Source organism: Psychrobacter sp. K31L (genome assembly GCF_017942195.1).
Taxonomy (GTDB): Bacteria; Pseudomonadota; Gammaproteobacteria; order Pseudomonadales; family Moraxellaceae; genus Psychrobacter; species Psychrobacter glaciei.
Map to the genome: position 1 here is coordinate 166010 of NZ_JAGKSC010000005.1, position 18029 is coordinate 184038.

The 18029-nt window shown below is 42.4% G+C and carries 16 protein-coding genes, 1 tRNA gene and 1 other RNA gene; 12 read left to right on the forward strand and 6 right to left on the reverse strand.

Annotation, left to right across the window (positions count from 1 at the left end):
• Window positions 1-102 precede the first annotated feature (102 nt).
• Window positions 103-1728, forward strand: coding sequence for an RNA-directed DNA polymerase (locus J5X94_RS09845; RefSeq protein ID WP_210541135.1), 1626 nt, complete (start codon window positions 103-105; stop codon window positions 1726-1728).
• Window positions 1729-1882: 154 nt separating this feature from the next.
• On the opposite strand, the gene J5X94_RS09850 is transcribed toward J5X94_RS09845, so the two are convergent.
• The 5 genes from J5X94_RS09850 to J5X94_RS09870 all read right to left on the reverse strand — a co-directional run bounded on the left by J5X94_RS09850 (window position 1883) and on the right by J5X94_RS09870 (window position 7496).
• Complete coding sequence (locus J5X94_RS09850) at window positions 1883-2440, reverse strand: hypothetical protein (protein WP_210541136.1); 558 nt, start codon at window positions 2438-2440, stop codon at window positions 1883-1885.
• Between the two features lie 236 nt (window positions 2441-2676).
• A complete protein-coding gene (locus tag J5X94_RS09855; RefSeq protein ID WP_210541137.1) occupies window positions 2677-3087 on the reverse strand; it encodes a hypothetical protein in 411 nt (136 codons plus the stop codon).
• A gap of 335 nt (window positions 3088-3422) precedes the next feature.
• On the reverse strand, window positions 3423-5852 hold the full coding sequence (locus tag J5X94_RS09860) for a YgiQ family radical SAM protein (RefSeq protein WP_210541138.1): 2430 nt from the start codon (window positions 5850-5852) through the stop codon (window positions 3423-3425).
• A 274-nt stretch (window positions 5853-6126) separates the two neighbouring features.
• Window positions 6127-6885, reverse strand: a complete 759-nt coding sequence (locus J5X94_RS09865) for a hypothetical protein (protein WP_210541139.1) — start codon at window positions 6883-6885, stop codon at window positions 6127-6129.
• A gap of 143 nt (window positions 6886-7028) precedes the next feature.
• Window positions 7029-7496, reverse strand: a complete 468-nt coding sequence (locus J5X94_RS09870) for an Lrp/AsnC family transcriptional regulator (RefSeq protein WP_189582755.1) — start codon at window positions 7494-7496, stop codon at window positions 7029-7031.
• A gap of 290 nt (window positions 7497-7786) precedes the next feature.
• Here J5X94_RS09870 and rarD point away from each other — a divergent pair, with 290 nt between their 5' ends.
• Window positions 7787-8809 carry an EamA family transporter RarD gene (gene rarD, locus J5X94_RS09875; RefSeq protein WP_210541140.1) on the forward strand — a complete coding sequence of 341 codons (1023 nt, stop codon included), beginning with the start codon at window positions 7787-7789 and terminating at the stop codon, window positions 8807-8809.
• A gap of 101 nt (window positions 8810-8910) precedes the next feature.
• Here rarD and smpB read toward each other — a convergent pair whose 3' ends face one another.
• Window positions 8911-9387 carry an SsrA-binding protein SmpB gene (smpB, locus tag J5X94_RS09880; RefSeq protein ID WP_010201796.1) on the reverse strand — a complete coding sequence of 159 codons (477 nt, stop codon included), beginning with the start codon at window positions 9385-9387 and terminating at the stop codon, window positions 8911-8913.
• Between the two features lie 252 nt (window positions 9388-9639).
• Between smpB and coaD the strand changes: the two genes are divergently transcribed.
• The 10 genes from coaD to J5X94_RS09930 all read left to right on the forward strand — a co-directional run bounded on the left by coaD (window position 9640) and on the right by J5X94_RS09930 (window position 18022).
• Window positions 9640-10164, forward strand: coding sequence for a pantetheine-phosphate adenylyltransferase (gene coaD / locus J5X94_RS09885; RefSeq protein ID WP_210541141.1), 525 nt, complete (start codon window positions 9640-9642; stop codon window positions 10162-10164).
• A gap of 60 nt (window positions 10165-10224) precedes the next feature.
• Window positions 10225-10473 carry a YfhL family 4Fe-4S dicluster ferredoxin gene (locus J5X94_RS09890; protein ID WP_025651626.1) on the forward strand — a complete coding sequence of 83 codons (249 nt, stop codon included), beginning with the start codon at window positions 10225-10227 and terminating at the stop codon, window positions 10471-10473.
• A 55-nt stretch (window positions 10474-10528) separates the two neighbouring features.
• Complete coding sequence (gene bioA, locus J5X94_RS09895) at window positions 10529-11854, forward strand: adenosylmethionine--8-amino-7-oxononanoate transaminase (protein ID WP_210541142.1); 1326 nt, start codon at window positions 10529-10531, stop codon at window positions 11852-11854.
• On the forward strand, window positions 11851-12591 hold the full coding sequence (gene bioD / locus J5X94_RS09900; protein ID WP_210541143.1) for a dethiobiotin synthase: 741 nt from the start codon (window positions 11851-11853) through the stop codon (window positions 12589-12591). The genes bioA and bioD overlap by 4 nt, the downstream gene beginning before the upstream one ends.
• An 85-nt stretch (window positions 12592-12676) precedes the next feature.
• Window positions 12677-13059: RNase P RNA component class A (rnpB, locus tag J5X94_RS09905), an RNA gene on the forward strand.
• Window positions 13060-13203: 144 nt separating this feature from the next.
• Window positions 13204-13280: transfer RNA gene (locus J5X94_RS09910), tRNA-Met, on the forward strand.
• Window positions 13281-13517: 237 nt separating this feature from the next.
• Window positions 13518-14330 carry an ABC transporter permease gene (locus J5X94_RS09915; RefSeq protein WP_210541144.1) on the forward strand — a complete coding sequence of 271 codons (813 nt, stop codon included), beginning with the start codon at window positions 13518-13520 and terminating at the stop codon, window positions 14328-14330.
• Window positions 14331-14414: 84 nt separating this feature from the next.
• Window positions 14415-15086 (forward strand): ABC transporter ATP-binding protein, encoded by a 672-nt coding sequence (locus tag J5X94_RS09920; RefSeq protein WP_210541145.1) that lies wholly within the window; start codon window positions 14415-14417, stop codon window positions 15084-15086.
• Window positions 15055-16170, forward strand: a complete 1116-nt coding sequence (locus J5X94_RS09925; RefSeq protein ID WP_210541146.1) for a capsule biosynthesis protein — start codon at window positions 15055-15057, stop codon at window positions 16168-16170. Before J5X94_RS09920 ends, J5X94_RS09925 begins: the two co-directional genes overlap by 32 nt.
• A 70-nt stretch (window positions 16171-16240) precedes the next feature.
• Entirely contained in the window at window positions 16241-18022 is a 1782-nt protein-coding gene (locus J5X94_RS09930) for a polysaccharide biosynthesis/export family protein (protein ID WP_010201788.1), read from the forward strand.
• Window positions 18023-18029 lie beyond the last annotated feature (7 nt).

Consider the following 18029-nt stretch of genomic DNA (forward strand, 5'->3'; position numbering starts at 1 on the left):
AATTGAGAATAATATCCTTTTCATTCAGATTTTCTGCTATAAAAGCTTTAAACTCTGATGAATAATAGTATGTAAATCTAATTAATAGGAATGAGTAAATGTATGAATGCATTATTTAAAGAGCTCAAAAGCAGGTTGAATTTATTAGAGGCTGTTTCTGACGCATCTAGACCTAATGATTTGTTACCATCAAGATTCGAAGACAAGGTTGGAGGAGAGCTAGCTAAGGAATTTGGTGCTTATCTTGAGAAGAAAATTGATGATGGTACTTATACTCCTTCTATTGCCTCTTTTGTTCCTGTTCCAAAGCCAGGATTTACTACAAGACCTGCTGCACTATTAACGCTATCAGACAGGATAATGTATGAAGCTTTAGTGAGTTCAATAAAATCTTCGATTGAAAAAAAACTAATAAGTGATGATTATGTGAAGTGGCCTAGGGCAGAGTACGTAAAGAAAAGGTGGGGTGAGTTTGAGAAAGCACCTCTGTTATCAGGTGAGGAATACATAGTCAATATAGATGTTACAGCATTTTATGATTCAATTGATCATTCTATTCTAGAAGATAAAATAGTGGAAATTACAGGTGAACAACAGGTCGGTTTAGCAATAAAGTTGTTTTTAAATAAAATTATGGATTCGAATAGAGGTCTGCCACAAGGAGTTTTCGCTTCTGATACTTTAGCTACGCTATATCTTCAGTCTGTTGATGCAGCAATGCTTAGATCTGGCTTTAACTACTGGCGACATGGGGATGACATAAGGATGAGTGTCGAAAACTTATCTTTAGCTCGTCAATCAATTGCAATGTCGGAGAATGAACTTAGAAAAATAGGATTAGTTCTAAACTCTTCTAAATGCACAATAAAAAAGTCTGAAAGCTATAGAAATCATTTAGATGAGATAAGCAAAGTATATGAAAAAATAACAGAAAAACTCTATGAAGATAAAGTCAAGGGATTGAGTGAAGATAACGAAGCTCTCGAAAAAACAATGGATGATGCCAAGCTAGATGAACAAATGAAATGGGACTTATTTTATCATGGATCAATAACGTTAGAAGATGTAATAGAAAAAATGAGAGAGCATCTTCAGCCAGATGAAATAGAGGTAGCAAGAAATCTTTTTAATGAAACAATAATAGGTTTGCCTGATGGAGATGCACCTCTCTCAAAAGATAGGTTTCATGTTCAAATAAAGATGTCGCTTCTTAGACTGTCTGCTGGAAAATCAGAAGAAGCAATAGAATACTGTTCAACTCTAATAGCTAAATTTCCAGAGAAAACAGAGTTAGTATGTAATTACCTATTAGCTTTGGAATCTAATTATCCAGAAAGAGTTGCTCTGCAGGTAGAAGATATTATTAACTCAGAATTGTTTTTAACAGTATGGCAGAAAGCTTGGATATATAGGGTAATGTTAGAATGTGTAGAGTGTTTGAAGCCTGAAACTAAGCTTAAGATTTTAAGCAATTGTGAAAATCAATATTCACATTGGTTAGAGCGAACTGAAGGATTTAAGATTCTTTCAAAGCTAGGCGAACTACCATTTAGCTTAATTGCAAAAAGCTGGGAGTTGGCTCCAGAAGCTTATAGACCTGATTTGATATGTTCCGCAGTTTATCTCTCAAAAGAATGTAGTAAATCAAAAAGATTTTTAGAAGGTATAGTACACCATCCTATTGAGAGAGTTGTAGCTCGGCATTGTACCAGTAAACTTTTATCTTGATAATAATATTATTTTAGAATAAATATAACATTGGTAATAACCCATGAAATATACGATTAGAACAGAGGTTAATACCAATGCTATTAAAAGATAAAAATTCTATCTCAAGTTTTTTACGTTAGTATGCATATGTTAATCGAGCCTACAAATTAAATTACTCCACCATCTCCCCATGCGCCTTCACATCACTTTTCTTACTATCAGGCTTAATCTCAATTGGTAATACCAATCCTTTAGCAAAGTCATCAGACAGCACATAATCGTAGCTGCTGGCAGCGACATCGGGCGTGGTATGAATGATAAGCGTCATCTCATTGCCATCGGTTACCTCATGTGAGACATAGGTCTCACTCAGCTGATCCAAGGCTTTCGATAGTGCCTCGTTACTTGCCATACTTATTGTGAGGTTGTGTTGAGCAGTCGCAGCGTCCACTTTGAAGTAATCCGCATAATCACGGACATTTTGGCTATCGATGGCAAACGGGTATTTGTAATTGGTAGGGTCAGCAGGCTTTTCACCACTGTCCATGATCGACCAGTCTATCGTATCGACTGATGGTTCGCCTTTTGGCGTCGATGAATCTGCTGCTGTCGCCGCTGCCTCAGGGGTTTGGTCGGTGGCATCAACAGAATCGGCAGCGTTATTGCAGCCTGTCAGCGCCCATATACTTGCCGTTGCAATTACCATCATACTTATCAGACGCTTAGCCATCGAGTTATCCTTTTTATTATTGATCATGATTAATATGCCCTAGTTTGACAGCTTTCTGTAGGGTTCTCTAGCGAAATGCAGCAAACGAGCGCCTGTTGTAAAAATATTGAATATAAAAATATCGAAGCAACTGGCATATTCTTAAAAAATGCGCACAAAAAAACAGCCACCATAGGATGACTGTTTTTTCGCTTATTTATTTACTACTTGTGATAGCTTTTGCTTGTGGCTACTGATTATATTTGGCAGTTCACTTGGTATTCTTTACCATTTGCCCATTTGATGGCAAAAATACCTTTGTCGCCTTTCATGTGCCATGCATAGACAGCTTCTGGATTTGATTCATTGACGTAACTTGCTACATCGCCTTTTACCTCACCATTTAAGATGATTGGTTGATCTGCCCAATTTGCTTTAGGCAAGGTTGCGTTTAGCATCACTTGTTTTTTATTGATAGACTGCTTTGCCATGATTTTGCTGTCATCAGTACAAGTATAAGGCGCTGATGCCATACGATCATAAGCAGCTGTCACTTTTTCTGGAGCAGGTGTATCAATGGCATCTGGGGTAGTCGGTGCAGTAGTGGCGCAAGCACTCAGTAGGGCAAGGGCTGGTAGGGCAGTGACAATTTTAGTTATCGTTTTCATCGTTTTCTCCAAAGTATTAACTTGATTCATTTAACTGTTCTTAATAATGCGTTAAGCATATGGCGCCATAGTAGCGAAAATACAGTCAGCACAATGTTAGAAATTGTTTGTTACCTATTAGCTTTCTTGCTTAACCGATGACTAATGTAATTTCTAATTTAAGTGGTACGTTATTCGGATAGTAAGTCATTTATGGGACGAGTTAGATACTCACAGTTGGCTAGGCAAATAAAAATCGCCCACCAGCTTGAGAGCCGGTGGGCGATTTTTATTGATAAGGATACCTAAGCTGTCGCTGACCAAGCTTACTTTATAAGTTTGGTCAGCGGAATTAATTACTTAGTTTTGCGTGGTGGCAGACCCGTATGCTGTGTCTGGAAATTACCTTTGCTTACTTTCTTTTTGGTATTCTTACTAACGACATTGTTATTGGTTGAGCCATTGCTGCGCTTCACCGAATCATTACCTAAGCGGCTGTTCTTTTTGCGCGCCGATTGATAACTGTCTTGTGCGGCATCGCGACCTTCTAAGCTGGCGTTAAATGGTGGGATTAAGCAACCACGATTTTTACCAATCAAATCGCTACGACCCATATCTTGCAATGCTTTACGCAACATCACCCAGTTTTTTGGATCATGGAAGCGCAAGAAAGCTTTGTGTAATTTACGCTGCTTGCCAGACTTGACAATATCCATGTCACCTTCATCACGACTGACCTTATGTAGCGGATCTTTATGGGTGTGATACATGGTGGTCGCTGTCGCCATCGGGCTTGGATAAAATGCCTGCACTTGGTCAGCACGGTAGCCATGACTTTTTAGCCAAAGCGCAAGGTTCATCATATCTTCATCTTTCGTGCCCGGATGCGCGGCAATAAAGTAAGGAATCAGATATTGCTCTTTACCCGCTTCTTGGCTGTACTGCTCAAACATGGCTTTGAATTTATCATAGCTGCCCATGCCCGGCTTCATCATCTTCGATAGCACGCCTTCTTCAGAGTGCTCAGGGGCGATTTTTAGATAACCACCGACATGATGACTGACCAATTCTTTGACGTATTCAGGGTCTTTTACTGCCAAGTCATAACGCAGACCTGAGGCAATAAGGATTTTTTTCACGCCTTTGATATCACGCGCTTTGCGATACAGCTTGGTTAAATTACTGTGATCGGTAATCAAGTTTTCGCAGACATCAGGATAGACGCAAGAAGGCTTGCGGCAGTTCTTTTCAATGGTTTCATCTTTACAGCTGAGACGATACATATTAGCCGTTGGGCCACCAAGGTCAGATATTACGCCAGTAAAGTTAGGTGCAGTATCACGAATCGCTTCCACTTCACGCAAGATAGAGTCTTCTGAGCGGCTTTGAATAATGCGGCCTTCGTGTTCAGTGATCGAGCAGAATGTACAACCACCAAAGCAACCGCGCATGATATTGACCGAAAACTTAATCATGTCATAAGCAGGGATGCGCGCATCGCCATAGCTTGGATGTGGCAGGCGGGCATACGGCAAGTCAAACACGTAATCCATCTCTTCGGTTGAGAGTGGAATCGGTGGTGGATTCAGCCAAACGTCAATCGAAGTGTGCGAGTTACCAGCACCGCTACTATGACGCTGTACCAGCGCACGAGCGTTCCCTGGATTGGTTTCCAGATGCAAAATACGGCTGGCATGGGCATAAAGCACAGGGTCAGATTTGACGTGCTCATAGTCAGGCAGACGGATGACAGTCTGCTCGCGCGGTGGCATTTTGAGTTTATGTTTACGCGCCGTCATGGGCTTATTAAAACCACGCAGTTGTACCACTTGCGTTTCTTCATCGACTTGTTCAGCGTTGATGACTTTATTGGTGACAGGTTCCGCGACAAAGCCTTGATACTGAGCAGACATTCCAGTCATGGCTTGACCAACGGGTGAGTCGCTAGGTTTGTCTTGCTCGATTGAGCAGCTATCGATATCTTCAGTCATCACATATGGATTAATAATAGGATCGACACGGCCGACGGTATCGACATCATTACTGGCAACTTCGGTCATGCCAGCTTGCCAATGGCGGCGTGTTGGCGTCAATAGATATGACGTACCACGCAATTTACTCATTTGCTCAAAGCTATAGCCTTTAGACAGACCATGTACCACATCGACGATAGCGCGTTCAGCATTACCATACAATAAGACGTCAGCACGGGCATCCAGCAAAATACTACGACGGACTTTGTCTGACCAATAGTCATAATGCGCGATACGGCGTAAGCTGCCTTCAATACCGCCTAGGATAATCGGCACATCAGGATAAGCTTCGCGGCAGCGCTGGCTATAAACGATAGCAGCACGGTCGGGACGTTTATTAGCGACATTACCTGGTGAGTAAGCATCATCGCTACGGATTTTACGATCTGCCGTGTAGCGGTTGATCATGCTGTCCATGTTACCCGCCGTCACGCCATAGGCATAGACAGGCTTACCCAGTTCCATAAAGGCGTCTTTGCTCTTCCAATCTGGCTGAGCAATGATACCAACACGGAAGCCTTGCGACTCTAATAGACGACCGATAATCGCCATACCAAAGCTTGGATGATCGACGTAGGCATCACCTGAGATGATGATGACGTCACAAGCATCCCAGCCCAGATCGTCCATCTCTTTACGGCTCATCGGTAGATAAGGCGCAGGCTCGTAGCAGCTCGCCCAATGTTTGTCATAATTATAAAGTGGCTTGGTGCCTTGCTTAAAGGCAGTGCGGGCAATGGTATCGGCAGACATGGGCGGACCTGTTAATTAGAAAATTGGCACTAAAAATACGTCCCTTATTACTCACTGATAATAAAGGCGAATTTAAAAGCGCTCATTTTAACATGAATCGCCTTCACTATGCGACCTATTCTATGATGGGCGATTGGCGATAAGTTATTGATAGTGTAAGACAATCTATCAGCCTATCAACAAGAATGGTTTTGGGAAATGCAGAACCATTCTTGCTCTAGATTATGTTTCAGTATGAGTCAGGAAGTAATCAATGCATTGGCTGACAAGTTTTTTAATTGTCTAACAATTGCAGTGGGAAAGTCACAACATCAAAGGCTAGGGCAAAGGGTAATAAGACCAATTTTTGCGCCGTATTTGCGCCACTACGAATGACTTGGTCTTGCTGTGTTTCTGTATGAAAGCTAACCATATAAGGCTTGGTTAAGGCGCGATAGTTCGACTGTATCAGGCTTAAATTACTGACCTGCGGATAGATAGCGCCTTTGACAGGAACGCTAAAGCAAAAGCGCTGAGCTTGGATACGCTGATCACTGGCGGAGGTGCATTCGCGACCATTATTTTGTAAAAAGAACTGGTAATCAGAACGTTTAAACTCATCTTTTAGTTTGGCGTAAGAAAGCTTCATTTCTCCTTGAAAATAGCCGTCATTATTGGGCACAGAAAAGCTCATGTCATTATCGACTTGAATGTTCTTTGGCGTCAGATTGGTGAGTAAATTGACCATTTCCGTCCCGCCTTGGGTCAGCACATAGCTGTTCTTTTCACCGACGATTACCATTGTCGCATTTGGCGTTTTTGGTAATGTCTGTGCAGGACGACCAAAAGCCACAATTTGATCTTCAGACAACACACTCTTAGTCGTTATGGTGCTGATATGTTTGTTGTCTCCTAACAATGAACTGGTTGCACAGCCTGAGCTGACGAGCAATGCCGCGAGTGACGCTCCTGTTATCACTGTTTTGAAGCTTAATGCTTTTAATGCTGGATTATTACTTTCTTCTTTTTTAATGGCACGGGTGTTTTTAATCATGCTAAGGCTTCCTTGTCTACTACCGACGGACTATTGAGGTGGTATCTATTATTTATTGCCAAACTTTCGTTGGTATCGTAACTTGTTTGACCGCGACTTAGCTACTTTTAATTAACTCAATAAACCAATGCTTGTCGAGATTGCTAATCCAATAAAATCTTTGTACCACTTTTAGTGAAATTCATCACAAATTGGCTTTTAAAGTTGCGCACATTATTCTCATAGGTCAGCAAACCCGTCGTGAATCGATGGTAATCGCTCATATTTTTGGCATTGACCATCAACATAAAATCCGCATCACCTGACACTTCATAGCAGCTCATGACCTGTGGCTGTGTATTCATCAAGCGCTCAAACCGATGCTGCATCGAGGTATTAGATCGCGCCATCTCTATCATCACCACCGCAGTCAGTCCGTAACCCACCTTGTTTGGGTCAACGATAGCGACCTGCTTAGTAATCACGCCGTTGCTGATTAATGCTTGGATACGGCGCTGGGCAGTAGCGATAGACACATGCACTTGTTCTGCCACCGTTTTCAATGGCAAGGTCGCATCGTCCTGTAGCAAATTTAAAATCGCTTTATCGATATCATCTAAAATTTGGCTCATTATGTTCTCCCTTCTATGAAATGCTTTCATTATCCGTTCTTATCATTATTATCACCATAAATTAAAATATAAGAAAATATTCAGTTTTGAGTGTTCAAAAAGATAAATTTATTTATAAATGGGTTGTTATAGCAATAATATCTCATCGTTAATTCGTAAAATAGATGCTGTTAATCAAGATCAACAATCAAAGCTTAGCAATCAGAGCCTAGAGCTCAAAAAAGCTTAGTCATGACAAATCAAAGCTAATAGCTGGTCTCCTAATATCTATTTAAATGTACGGTGCTTTTATGTCTACTTCAATCCTTTCTACTGTCTTTGCAAATACGCTCGCAACGACTGTTTCACGCTTGCCACTGCCTACTATTTGGACAGCAGGTAGCGCACAGCAGCGCACATTAATGTTAGGCGTAGCGTTAGCCGTGCTGTCGAATTTGTTGTTTGGCGTACTTTATGCTTACAGCAGCTTTTTAACGCCATTATCAGGTACGCAAGTCTTTATCTGGCGTATGCTCGCGATGTGGGCGGCACTGATAGGATATTTGCTGATTAGTGGGCGCTTAGGTGTTCATATTGATAAGTTAAAAGCGCTAGGTACTGTGAAGCAATGGGTGTGGTTGTTATTACCAACGCCGATATTCTTAAGCCAGTTTTGGTTATTTATGTGGGCACCCGTGAATGGGCAAGGTGTACAAACCGCGATGGGTTATTTCTTATTCCCACTAATGATGGTTATATTTGGCTGCGTCTTTTTTGGCGAAAAGTTAAGCCGTCTACAATGGTTGGCGGTTGGCTTTGCCGCATTAGGGGTCGGCAGTGAAATTATCCGTACGCAAAGTATCTCTTGGGCAACGCTTTGGGTCTGCGGTACGTATCCTATTTATTATATCTTGCGTCGTCTGCAAGGAATCGGTGCTGTGACTGGATTATTGGTCGATTTGACGATATTCGCACCATTTGCTTTGGCTTATTTGTTTTTGATAGCACCTAGTAGTTTAATACTCGTTAGCGGCTCTGGTTTTTTTATCATGATGCTGGCAGGTCTGGGTGTCATGAGTGTGTTAGCCATGAAAACCAACGTGGATGCCAGTCAAATGCTGCCGGTAAATGTCTACGGTATGATGAGTTATTTGGAGCCTGCATTATTGTTTATACTGGCCATCACCATGTTGGGCAACCCGTTTGAATCAGCGATGATTTATAGCTATGGCTTGATTTGGCTGGGTATTGCTTGTTTGGTTACTCATGGCATTCGCCAACTGCGCCGCGCTCGCAAAAACTTATCGTCTTCGGTCAAAAAACAAGTTGCGTAAAAGCTACGATTGACAATATGGATAAGCGATAAAAAAGGACGGCTCAATTAATCGAGCCGTCCTTTTTACCTTAGATTAAAGTGAATCATTTCATTCGTTCATTAATCTAAATGCTGTTTAAAGCCACGTTGCTTATCACGTTCCCAATCACGATCTTTAAGCGTTTTGCGTTTGTCATGCTGCTTTTTACCCAATGCTAAGCCAATTTGACATTTCACCAGCGAGTTTTTCCAATAGCAGGATAATGGCACGCAGGCATAGCCTTTTTGGTTGACTGCACCCATCAATTTTTCGATTTCGCGGCGATTGAGCAGCAGTTTGCGAGTACGGATACTATCAGGACTGACATGCGTTGAGCTGGATAGTAGCGGCTGAATATGCGCGCCAAATATGAAAGCCTCGTTATTACGGAAGATGATATAAGCTTCGGTAATGGTCATTTTGCCCGCGCGAATGGCTTTGACTTCCCAACCTTGTAACGACAATCCTGCCTCAAACGTTTCTTCAATGAAATACTCGTGTCGAGCTTTTTTGTTCGCACAAATTTGATTTTCCGGTTTTTTTGATTTTTTTGACATAATTTCTCCATAAGAATCACTTAAAAGTATCGTGTTCTTATCTGACCAGTCCTACTAATTCCTCATCCTAACCCGTTTAATTGGATTATCTTATATGCGAATGATAAGACGGATGAGTCGAACCGCCTATTGTAGCAAAGCACCTCACAAAAATGTAAGTCAGCTGTTAGGACAAATGTAGCAGATAAGTATTAAGTTCGGGCAAAATTTGCTAGCATATGGCGTAATATTACCGACTATATTAGCCATGTTATGAGCCACTCTATTACTTCTAATTCCTCAAAGCTGCACACCAAAATTTTATATCCTGGCACTTTTGACCCGATTACCAATGGTCATGTGGACTTGGTCAAGCGTGCAACCAAGCTGTTTGATGAGGTCGTCATCGCCGTTGCCTCAGGGCATCATAAAAAACCGTTATTTAATTTTGAAGAGCGCGTCACTTTAGTAGAGACCGTGTTTGAAGATTTACCCCAAGTTTCGGTCATTGGTTTCGAAGGCTTACTAGTAGATTTTATGCGTGAAAAAAACGCCACTGCGGTATTGCGTGGTCTACGGGCGATGTCGGATTTTGAATATGAGTTTCAGCTCGCTAATATGAATCGCGAGCTCGATGAAAACTTTGAAGCGGTGTTTTTGACCCCTTCTCAGAACTATTCATTTATCTCGTCGACGATGATTCGCGAAATTGCCAGACTTGGCGGCGATGTCAATAAATTTGTCCCTCCGTGTGTGGCACAGGCTTTTACAAAAAAACTGTCTATTAAATACAGCTAGTCCTTTAATAAGCTCATAGCTACAGCATATAGGCTAATAATAAACAATAAGGAGCAGTTTATGGCGCTATTAATTACTGATGAATGCATCAATTGTGATGTGTGCGAGCCTGCCTGCCCAAACGAAGCCATCTCAGAAGGCGATGATATCTATGTCATCGATCCTGATTTATGCACGGAATGCGTCGGTCATTTCGATGAGCCGCAATGCGTGGTTATTTGTCCGGTTGACTGTATTCCTCATGATCCTAACCATGTCGAAACTGAAAGTGATTTGATGTCTAAATACAAACGCATTACTGGTCAATAAGTGACTCATATACTATTGATAACATCTGGATTTAAAGCGCTTTAGGGACAATGTAATGACGATAAATGCAAGCCAGATAACGAGCGACTTTGACCAGCAGCACCTTTGGCACCCGTATGCCAGCCTACCACCGACTTATCCCAATATCGTTATTGATCGTGCTGAGGGTATTTATATCATTACCCAAGATGGTACGCGCCTGATCGATGGTATGTCGTCGTGGTGGGCGAGTGCACATGGCTATAATCATCCCAAACTAAATGCGGCGATGATTGAGCAGTTAGGCAAAATGGCGCATGTCATGTTTGGTGGTTTGACGCATCAGCCAGCGATAGATTTAGGCAAAAAACTGCTCGATATTGTGCCTACTGGACTTGATGCGATTTTCTATGCGGACAGCGGCAGTATTGCGGTAGAAGTTGCGCTTAAGATGGCATTGCAATATCAGATTGCCGCCAAGCGTCCACAGAAATGCCAGTTTGTCTCAACACACTCTGGTTATTATGGCGACACGTGGCACGCGATGAGTGTTTGCGACCCTGTCAATGGTATGCACAGCTTGTATGGCAAACAATTACCGATGCAGCATTTTGTGCCAGCACCACCATTAGGGTTTGAGCGCATTTTAACGTTAGAAGAACGCACCGCACTGACAACGTTTTTTGATGAGTATAGCGATAAGCTGGCAGGCTTTATTATCGAGCCGATTATCCAAGGCGCTGGTGGCATGCGTTTCTATAGTCCTGAATATCTGCAACTGTTACGTCAGCTATGTGATGAGCATGAGGTGCTGCTGATTGCTGATGAAATCGCCACTGGTTTTGGGCGTAGTGGCAAGCTGTTTGCTTGCGAGCATGCCGATATTAGCCCTGATATCATGACGATTGGTAAAGCCTTGACTGGCGGCTATATGACCTTTGCCGCGACTTTATGTACGCGCCATATTGCTGATACCATTAGCCAAAGCGATTATCCAGCTCTGATGCATGGCCCAACCTTTATGGGTAATCCGCTGGCATGTGCAGTGGCGTGCGCGTCCATTGATTTAATACTGTCCTATGATATTGAAGCGCGTACAGCCAATATGCAATCTGTCATGGAACAGCAACTTGCTCCAGCTGCTATGTTAAATGGTGTTGCTGAGGTGCGTTGTTTGGGTGCGGTAGCAGTGATTGAGCTGCAAGAAGCCGTTGATATGCCGACCTTTCAAACATTGCTGATTGAAAATGGTATTTGGGTCAGACCCTTTGGTAAGTTGGTCTATATTATGCCTCCTTACATCATCACTGAGGATGAGCTGGTAACGTTATGCCAGTCATTACTAACCGTTGTCACTGCTTACTTAGGTCAAATTTCTACGACCGATAGAGTTCCGCTATGAGCGTGCTATTCATCTCTGGTATCGATACCGATATTGGCAAAACCTATGCCACAGGTATGCTTGCAAAAGCCTTAATGCAGCAAGGCACAAGCGTTATCACTCAAAAACTGGTCCAAACGGGCGTTAGTGTCAATCCAATGACCGGTGAAATGGGTATTGCTGATGATATTATCACGCACCGCGCGTTAATGGACATACCGCTACAGCCGTGTGATTTGGATTTTACTACTTGTCCTTATCGTTATAAAAAACCTGCTTCACCGCATCTTGCGAGTAGACTATCCAAACAAACACTCGATCCTGAGGTTATTACGAGCGCTACAAAAAGCTTGCAAGCTGATTATGAAGTAGTGTTATTAGAAGGCGCAGGTGGACTGCTAGTGCCCATTACTGAGCAGTTATTCGTCTTGGACTACATTGCTGCTCAAGGCTATCCGATTCTTTTAGTTACTTCGGGTCGCTTAGGTAGTATCAATCATACCTTACTTAGTCTCGAAGCTATTACCCAGCGCGGCTTACAGGTTCATACTGTCATTTATAATCATATACATGATGATACCGATAATACTGATGCCGAGATAGCCGATAGCACGATTGAGTTTTTACAGAACCATCTACAGCAATATTATCCAACGACACACTGGCTACAGTTACCCCATTTAGAAAACCATTCAACGTCTGATACTAAAACAGCGTTGAAGCATCAGACATTGTCTTTGCCAAAGGACTTTATTTAAGTGGTTTATGAATAGTATTCTTGTGAATGAAAATAAGCGTAAAAGATATTCCTAGACGGCGATTAGATTTGCTATACTAGCGCGCTTGGTAGACTAGGCAATCGCCGCTGCACACTGGCAACAGATGAGCAGGGGAGGAAAGTCCGGGCTACATAGGGCAGCGTGCCAGCTAACGGCTGGGCAGGGTAACTTGACGACCAGTGCAGCAGAGAGTAGACCGCCTTTGGCTTATATGGGTATCGCAAGATATTCATGTCATCGGTAAGGGTGAAAGGGTGCGGTAAGAGCGCACCGCGTGGCTGGCAACAGTTCACGGCATGGTAAACTCCACGCGTAGCAAGACCAAATAGGCATCGGCATGGCGCGGCCCGCGTTCGATGCGGGTAGGTTGCTTGAGCGTACGAGCGATTGTACGCCTAGAGGAATGATTGTCCACGACAGAACCCGGCTTATCGGTTTACCAAACCTTTTTAATGGCTGAAATTGTATTTATAAAATGCTTACTGTGTGTTGGTGAGTCTTTATTTGCAGAAAATGCCATGTTTTTTCGAAAAAATGCCTTTTGGGGGTTGACGAGGTTAGTCAACTTGGGCATAATACCGAGCCTAAAATGGCGATGTAGCTCAGCTGGTTAGAGCGCATGACTCATAATCGTGAGGTCAAGAGTTCAAGTCTCTTCATCGCCACCATTTATAGCAAGACTAGTAACATTAAAAAAGCCAATCCTTTGTGATTGGTTTTTTTTTGCCTAAAATAAATCAGTGAAAACAATATTTTACAGGAATATAAATAGAATGCGCAATTATATTTACCTACTGTTTTCTTGCTAAATCATAGGTTTATCTGTTTAGACACAGATTAATTGTTGTAACTTATGTCGCGCTTACTTATCATAGGGGCTGTTTTCAGTAAAGTCCTGTAACGCCATGTCTGTACAATTACCTCCTTATCGTCCGATCAAGCATCGTAGTGGCCTCAAAGTCATGGGTGCAGCATTTCATGCATTATTGATGCGTGAGCTGCAAACACGCTTTGGTGGCTACCGTTTGGGTTACCTGTGGGCACCAATAGAAGTAATGACTCAAGTCGTTATACTTTTAGTGCTATTTGGCGCTTTCCGTGAACGTCTAGTGACAGGAATGGATTTTTCTTTGTTTCTAGTCGTAGGAATGGTACCGTTTCGAATGTTTCAGCGAATTTCGATAAGATCCCTTGGTGCCGCGAGTGCAAATCAAGGTTTATTAATGTACCGTTCGATAAAGCATATTGATGTCATCATTGCTCGCTCATTCCTTGAGTTGGTAATATACTTTTCTACTTCCATTATACTAATCTTCAGCCTAATATTTTTTGATATTTATCCAAGCTTGTTAAACTTGCATATTATTATTTTCTGTTGGCTTAGTATGTTTGTATTTAGCTTTGGAGTTGCGCTTATCACAATGGTTATTGGTTTTTACGGTGGAGAAGTCAGCAAAATGATCTCAGTTATCTTTACTATAATTTACTTCACTTCAGGCATTCTGTATCCCGTTCATGTCATTCCTGAACCTTATTTTAGCTATTTACTCTATAACCCTTTTATTCACAATATAGAACTAATGAGACATGCTTTCTCACCTAGTTATCCTTCATCTCATATTGATATTTGGTATTTTTTAAAATGGATGTTTGTGGTGAATTTTATAGGGTTATTGCTTTACAAGTATGCTGAGCGTGACATGATTCGTTCTCGTTAGATGTCGTTAGATGTCGTTAGATGTCGTTAGATGTCGTTAGATGTCGTTATATAGGTTATATAGGTTATATAAAAAGGTAAGTAAATGATTGAGATTAGAGGTGTTTCTAAGTCATTTATGACCAAGAAAGGTCGGCACTATTTGTTCAAAAACTTGAATCTGACTATCGGTGATAAACAAAGTGTCGGTTTGCTTGGTCGCAATGGTGCGGGAAAATCAACGCTATTACGTATTATCTGCGGACTAGATCAGCCTGATCACGGAGAAATTCTCACCGACTCGACTATTTCATGGCCAGTTGGCGTAGCAGGCGGTTTCCAAGGCAGCTTGACCGGTCGTCAAAATGTCCGTTTCGTTTGTCGTCTTTATTCTAGCGGTCCTTATATTGACGAAAAGATTCGTTTTGTTGAAGAGTTCGCAGATATTGGTAATTATTTTGATATGCCAGTTAAGAGCTACTCATCAGGAATGAAAGCACGCTTGACGTTCGGCTTAAGCTTAGCGTTTGATTTTGATTATTATATGCTCGATGAGGCAGGTGCTGTTGGTGATGCAGCTTTTCGTAAGCGTAGTGAAGAGATTTTGGCAGCGCGACGCGCACAAGCAGGGTTTTTAATAGTGTCACACAATATTGGTGATATTAAACGTAATTGCGATATTGGCATTGTTTTAATGGATCAGACAGCACACGTCTTTGACGATACAACAGAAGCGATTGAGGTTTATGAAAAGCATATCCACAAAGCAAAAAAGTAAGATAGTTAACATCTCGTTATTTATCGGCTTAGTGATCATTCCTTGGGTGCTAGTGATATTTTATGTCATAACACTTGCACATCCGCGCTTCATCTCGACCGCTGACGTGGTTGTGAAACAAGTAAGCGAGTCTAGTGTGCCCTCTGGTGGCGGTTTATCGGCCTTATTGGGGGTGAATAGCACCAGTAAAGAAGATGCCACCTATCTGACTGAATATATCTTGTCTAATGACATGGTGAAGCGCCTCGATAACAAGTTCAAGTTCCGAGAAGCTTATCATGTCGATGGCTCGGATCCTCTCAATGAAATTGACCCTGATGCCTCGCAAGAAGATTTACTCGAATATTTCAAAAGCCGTGTCCATATCAATCTTGACGAACAAAGCTATGTGCTTTCAGTATCGACAGAGGCCTTTGATTCTGATTATGCTTTTGAGCTTAATAAAGCGATTTTGAGTGAGTCTGAGCAGTTTGTAAACCGTATCTCACAAGAGGTTGCTCGTGATCAGCTAGTATTTGCAGAGACGCAACTCGATGAGTCACAAGATCGCTTGAATGATGCCAAAGAGCAGCTGCTTAACTATCAAAACGAAAATGAAATTTATGATCCGCAAGCCAATGCGCAAATTGTTAATCAGCTGATTGGTAGCTTACAAGCGCAGCTTAGCTCATTGCGCACAGAAGAGCGACAACTGCTCAGCTATCTCAATCCAGATGCCCCGCAAGTGGTGTCGTTAAGAAGTCAGATAAAAGCGGTTGAAGAACAAATCAATCAAGAGCAAACCAAATTGACGTCACCAAACACCACCAAATTGAACCGTCAAGCGGTACAGTTTGAGACGATTAAAGCCGACGTTGAGTTTGCCACTGAACTATATAAGTTGTCACTATCATCGCTTGAAAAGGCACGTTTAGAAGCCTTTAAAAAGATGAAAAACTTGATTGTGATTTCCACCCCTTATGAAGCTGAAGAGTCATCATATCCACGTCACATTTATATCATTTGGACATCGCTTGCATTGCTTTTGATGCTTTATGGCTTCGTACGTTTAGTGATGGCAGTGGTTCGTGACCATCGTAGCTAGATTTGATCAAGGCAGTTTTGAAAAACCAGATACCAGTAATGATCGACAGATCTGCAAAGGAATACAACGCATGAACATGAAACCACGTCCTATCGTGACGATGATTAAGGTAATGAGCTTGACGATGGCTGCGACCAGCATCTCAGCACTAGCAGCGACCAGTTATGCGGATCAAATATCAGGATCTAGCTTTGGCACTAGTAGCAATAGCATGAGTCAAGACCAAAACCGCAGCAATATCAATGTCTCAACGCAAGCTTTTGCTGGCGGTGTGCCAGCTCAAGCAACGACTCAAGAAGCAGTCGATGCAGCAAGTTTACCGAGTCAGTCGGTTATTAACACCACACGACCTTATCAAGATATCAATACCCAAGATTTGATGTTTGGCGAACAGTTATTTCGTGGTGCGTTCTCGACGACTTCTGGCTCTACCTTTAACGATAGCTATGTGATCAACCCTGGTGATAATGTACAGGTGCGGATGTGGGGTGCGTATCAATATGCGGCAACGACAACTGTTGATCCGCAAGGCAATATCTTTTTGCCAAATGTGGGTCCAGTCCGTATTTCTGGTGTGCAAAATGGCAGTCTACAAAACGTGGTCAAAAGCGCGGTCAGTCGCATTTACCGCTCGAACGTTGGTGTTTATGCATCTTTAGAGCAAGCACAACCAGTCAAAGTTTTCGTGACTGGCTTTGTCAAACAACCTGGTTACTACGGTGGACTTGCCGCAGATTCGGTATTGTCTTATTTAGATCGTGCAGGTGGTGTCGACCCAACACGTGGTAGTTATATTGATATCCAAATCAAGCGCAATGGTCAGATGCTACAGCAAGTCAATCTATATGATTTTTTACTGGCGGGTAAACTGCAATCATTTGCGTTTCGTGACGGTGATGTGATTACGGTTGCGCCGCAGAAAAAAACGTTTGTAGTGGGTGGACAAGTTCAGAATGAATACACCTTTGAATTTGATGTGAATGATTTGACCATTGGTGACGTATTGCAAGTGGCCAGTCCAGCAGCGAATGCTACCAACGTTAGTATTACTCGCAGTGCAGGACGAGCGCAAACGGCAGAGTATTATTCCCTTGCAGAAGCGCAGAATGTCCCTGTCTATAATGGCGATCAAATGGTAGTGACCTCAGATCGCTATGCAGGCACAATTGCTGTACAGGTGAAAGGTGCGCATACGGGTAATGGCGCAATGGTTGTACCATACGGTGCTCGCCTAAAAGATATCGTCCCGCAATTGCAGCCGAGTCCACTGGCGAAACTGACGCATCTCACCATATATCGTCAATCTGTTGCTGAACAACAAAAACGCATGATTAATGAATCGCTTGATCGTTTGGAAGAGTTAACACTAGCCACTCAGTCAACGACTCGTGAAGAAGCGGCACTACGCCAAGATGATGCTGCACTGGTTAAGCAGTTCGTCGCCAAGGCGCGTAATGTACAGACTGATGGTCAGATTGTTGTTGTGCCAAACTCATGGCAGGATATTATTCTGCAACAAGGCGATATTATTGAGATACCAGCGCAGACATCAGTCATTACAGTTAATGGTCAAGTACGAGCACAAGGCGCACTTACTTTTAATCCTGATTATACCGTTGGTGATTATGTTGCCAATTCTGGTGGTTTCTCTGATAATGCCGACGTTAAAGAAATTTTGATTATTCATCAAAATGGCGCCAGTGAAGTGGTCAACACTGCCTACCGTATTCAGCAGGGTGATGAGATTATGGTGCTCCCGAAAGTCAAAACCAAGCGTGTGGAAATTGCTCGTGGCTTATCGCAAATTATTTATCAATTGGCAATTGCGGCTAAGGTTGTATTAGATCTATAACGGTTCA

What these genes read in the sequence shown, in the direction of transcription:
- J5X94_RS09845 (WP_210541135.1), top strand. Translation starts at nt 103, where the DNA reads ATGAATGCATTATTTAAAGAGCTCAAAAGCAGGTTGAATTTATTAGAG.
- J5X94_RS09850 (WP_210541136.1), bottom strand. Translation starts at nt 2,440, where the DNA reads ATGGCTAAGCGTCTGATAAGTATGATGGTAATTGCAACGGCAAGTATA.
- J5X94_RS09855 (WP_210541137.1), bottom strand. Translation starts at nt 3,087, where the DNA reads ATGAAAACGATAACTAAAATTGTCACTGCCCTACCAGCCCTTGCCCTA.
- J5X94_RS09860 (WP_210541138.1), bottom strand. Translation starts at nt 5,852, where the DNA reads ATGTCTGCCGATACCATTGCCCGCACTGCCTTTAAGCAAGGCACCAAG.
- J5X94_RS09865 (WP_210541139.1), bottom strand. Translation starts at nt 6,885, where the DNA reads ATGATTAAAAACACCCGTGCCATTAAAAAAGAAGAAAGTAATAATCCA.
- J5X94_RS09870 (WP_189582755.1), bottom strand. Translation starts at nt 7,496, where the DNA reads ATGAGCCAAATTTTAGATGATATCGATAAAGCGATTTTAAATTTGCTA.
- rarD (WP_210541140.1), top strand. Translation starts at nt 7,787, where the DNA reads ATGTCTACTTCAATCCTTTCTACTGTCTTTGCAAATACGCTCGCAACG.
- smpB (WP_010201796.1), bottom strand. Translation starts at nt 9,387, where the DNA reads ATGTCAAAAAAATCAAAAAAACCGGAAAATCAAATTTGTGCGAACAAA.
- coaD (WP_210541141.1), top strand. Translation starts at nt 9,640, where the DNA reads ATGAGCCACTCTATTACTTCTAATTCCTCAAAGCTGCACACCAAAATT.
- J5X94_RS09890 (WP_025651626.1), top strand. Translation starts at nt 10,225, where the DNA reads ATGGCGCTATTAATTACTGATGAATGCATCAATTGTGATGTGTGCGAG.
- bioA (WP_210541142.1), top strand. Translation starts at nt 10,529, where the DNA reads ATGACGATAAATGCAAGCCAGATAACGAGCGACTTTGACCAGCAGCAC.
- bioD (WP_210541143.1), top strand. Translation starts at nt 11,851, where the DNA reads ATGAGCGTGCTATTCATCTCTGGTATCGATACCGATATTGGCAAAACC.
- J5X94_RS09915 (WP_210541144.1), top strand. Translation starts at nt 13,518, where the DNA reads ATGTCTGTACAATTACCTCCTTATCGTCCGATCAAGCATCGTAGTGGC.
- J5X94_RS09920 (WP_210541145.1), top strand. Translation starts at nt 14,415, where the DNA reads ATGATTGAGATTAGAGGTGTTTCTAAGTCATTTATGACCAAGAAAGGT.
- J5X94_RS09925 (WP_210541146.1), top strand. Translation starts at nt 15,055, where the DNA reads ATGAAAAGCATATCCACAAAGCAAAAAAGTAAGATAGTTAACATCTCG.
- J5X94_RS09930 (WP_010201788.1), top strand. Translation starts at nt 16,241, where the DNA reads ATGAACATGAAACCACGTCCTATCGTGACGATGATTAAGGTAATGAGC.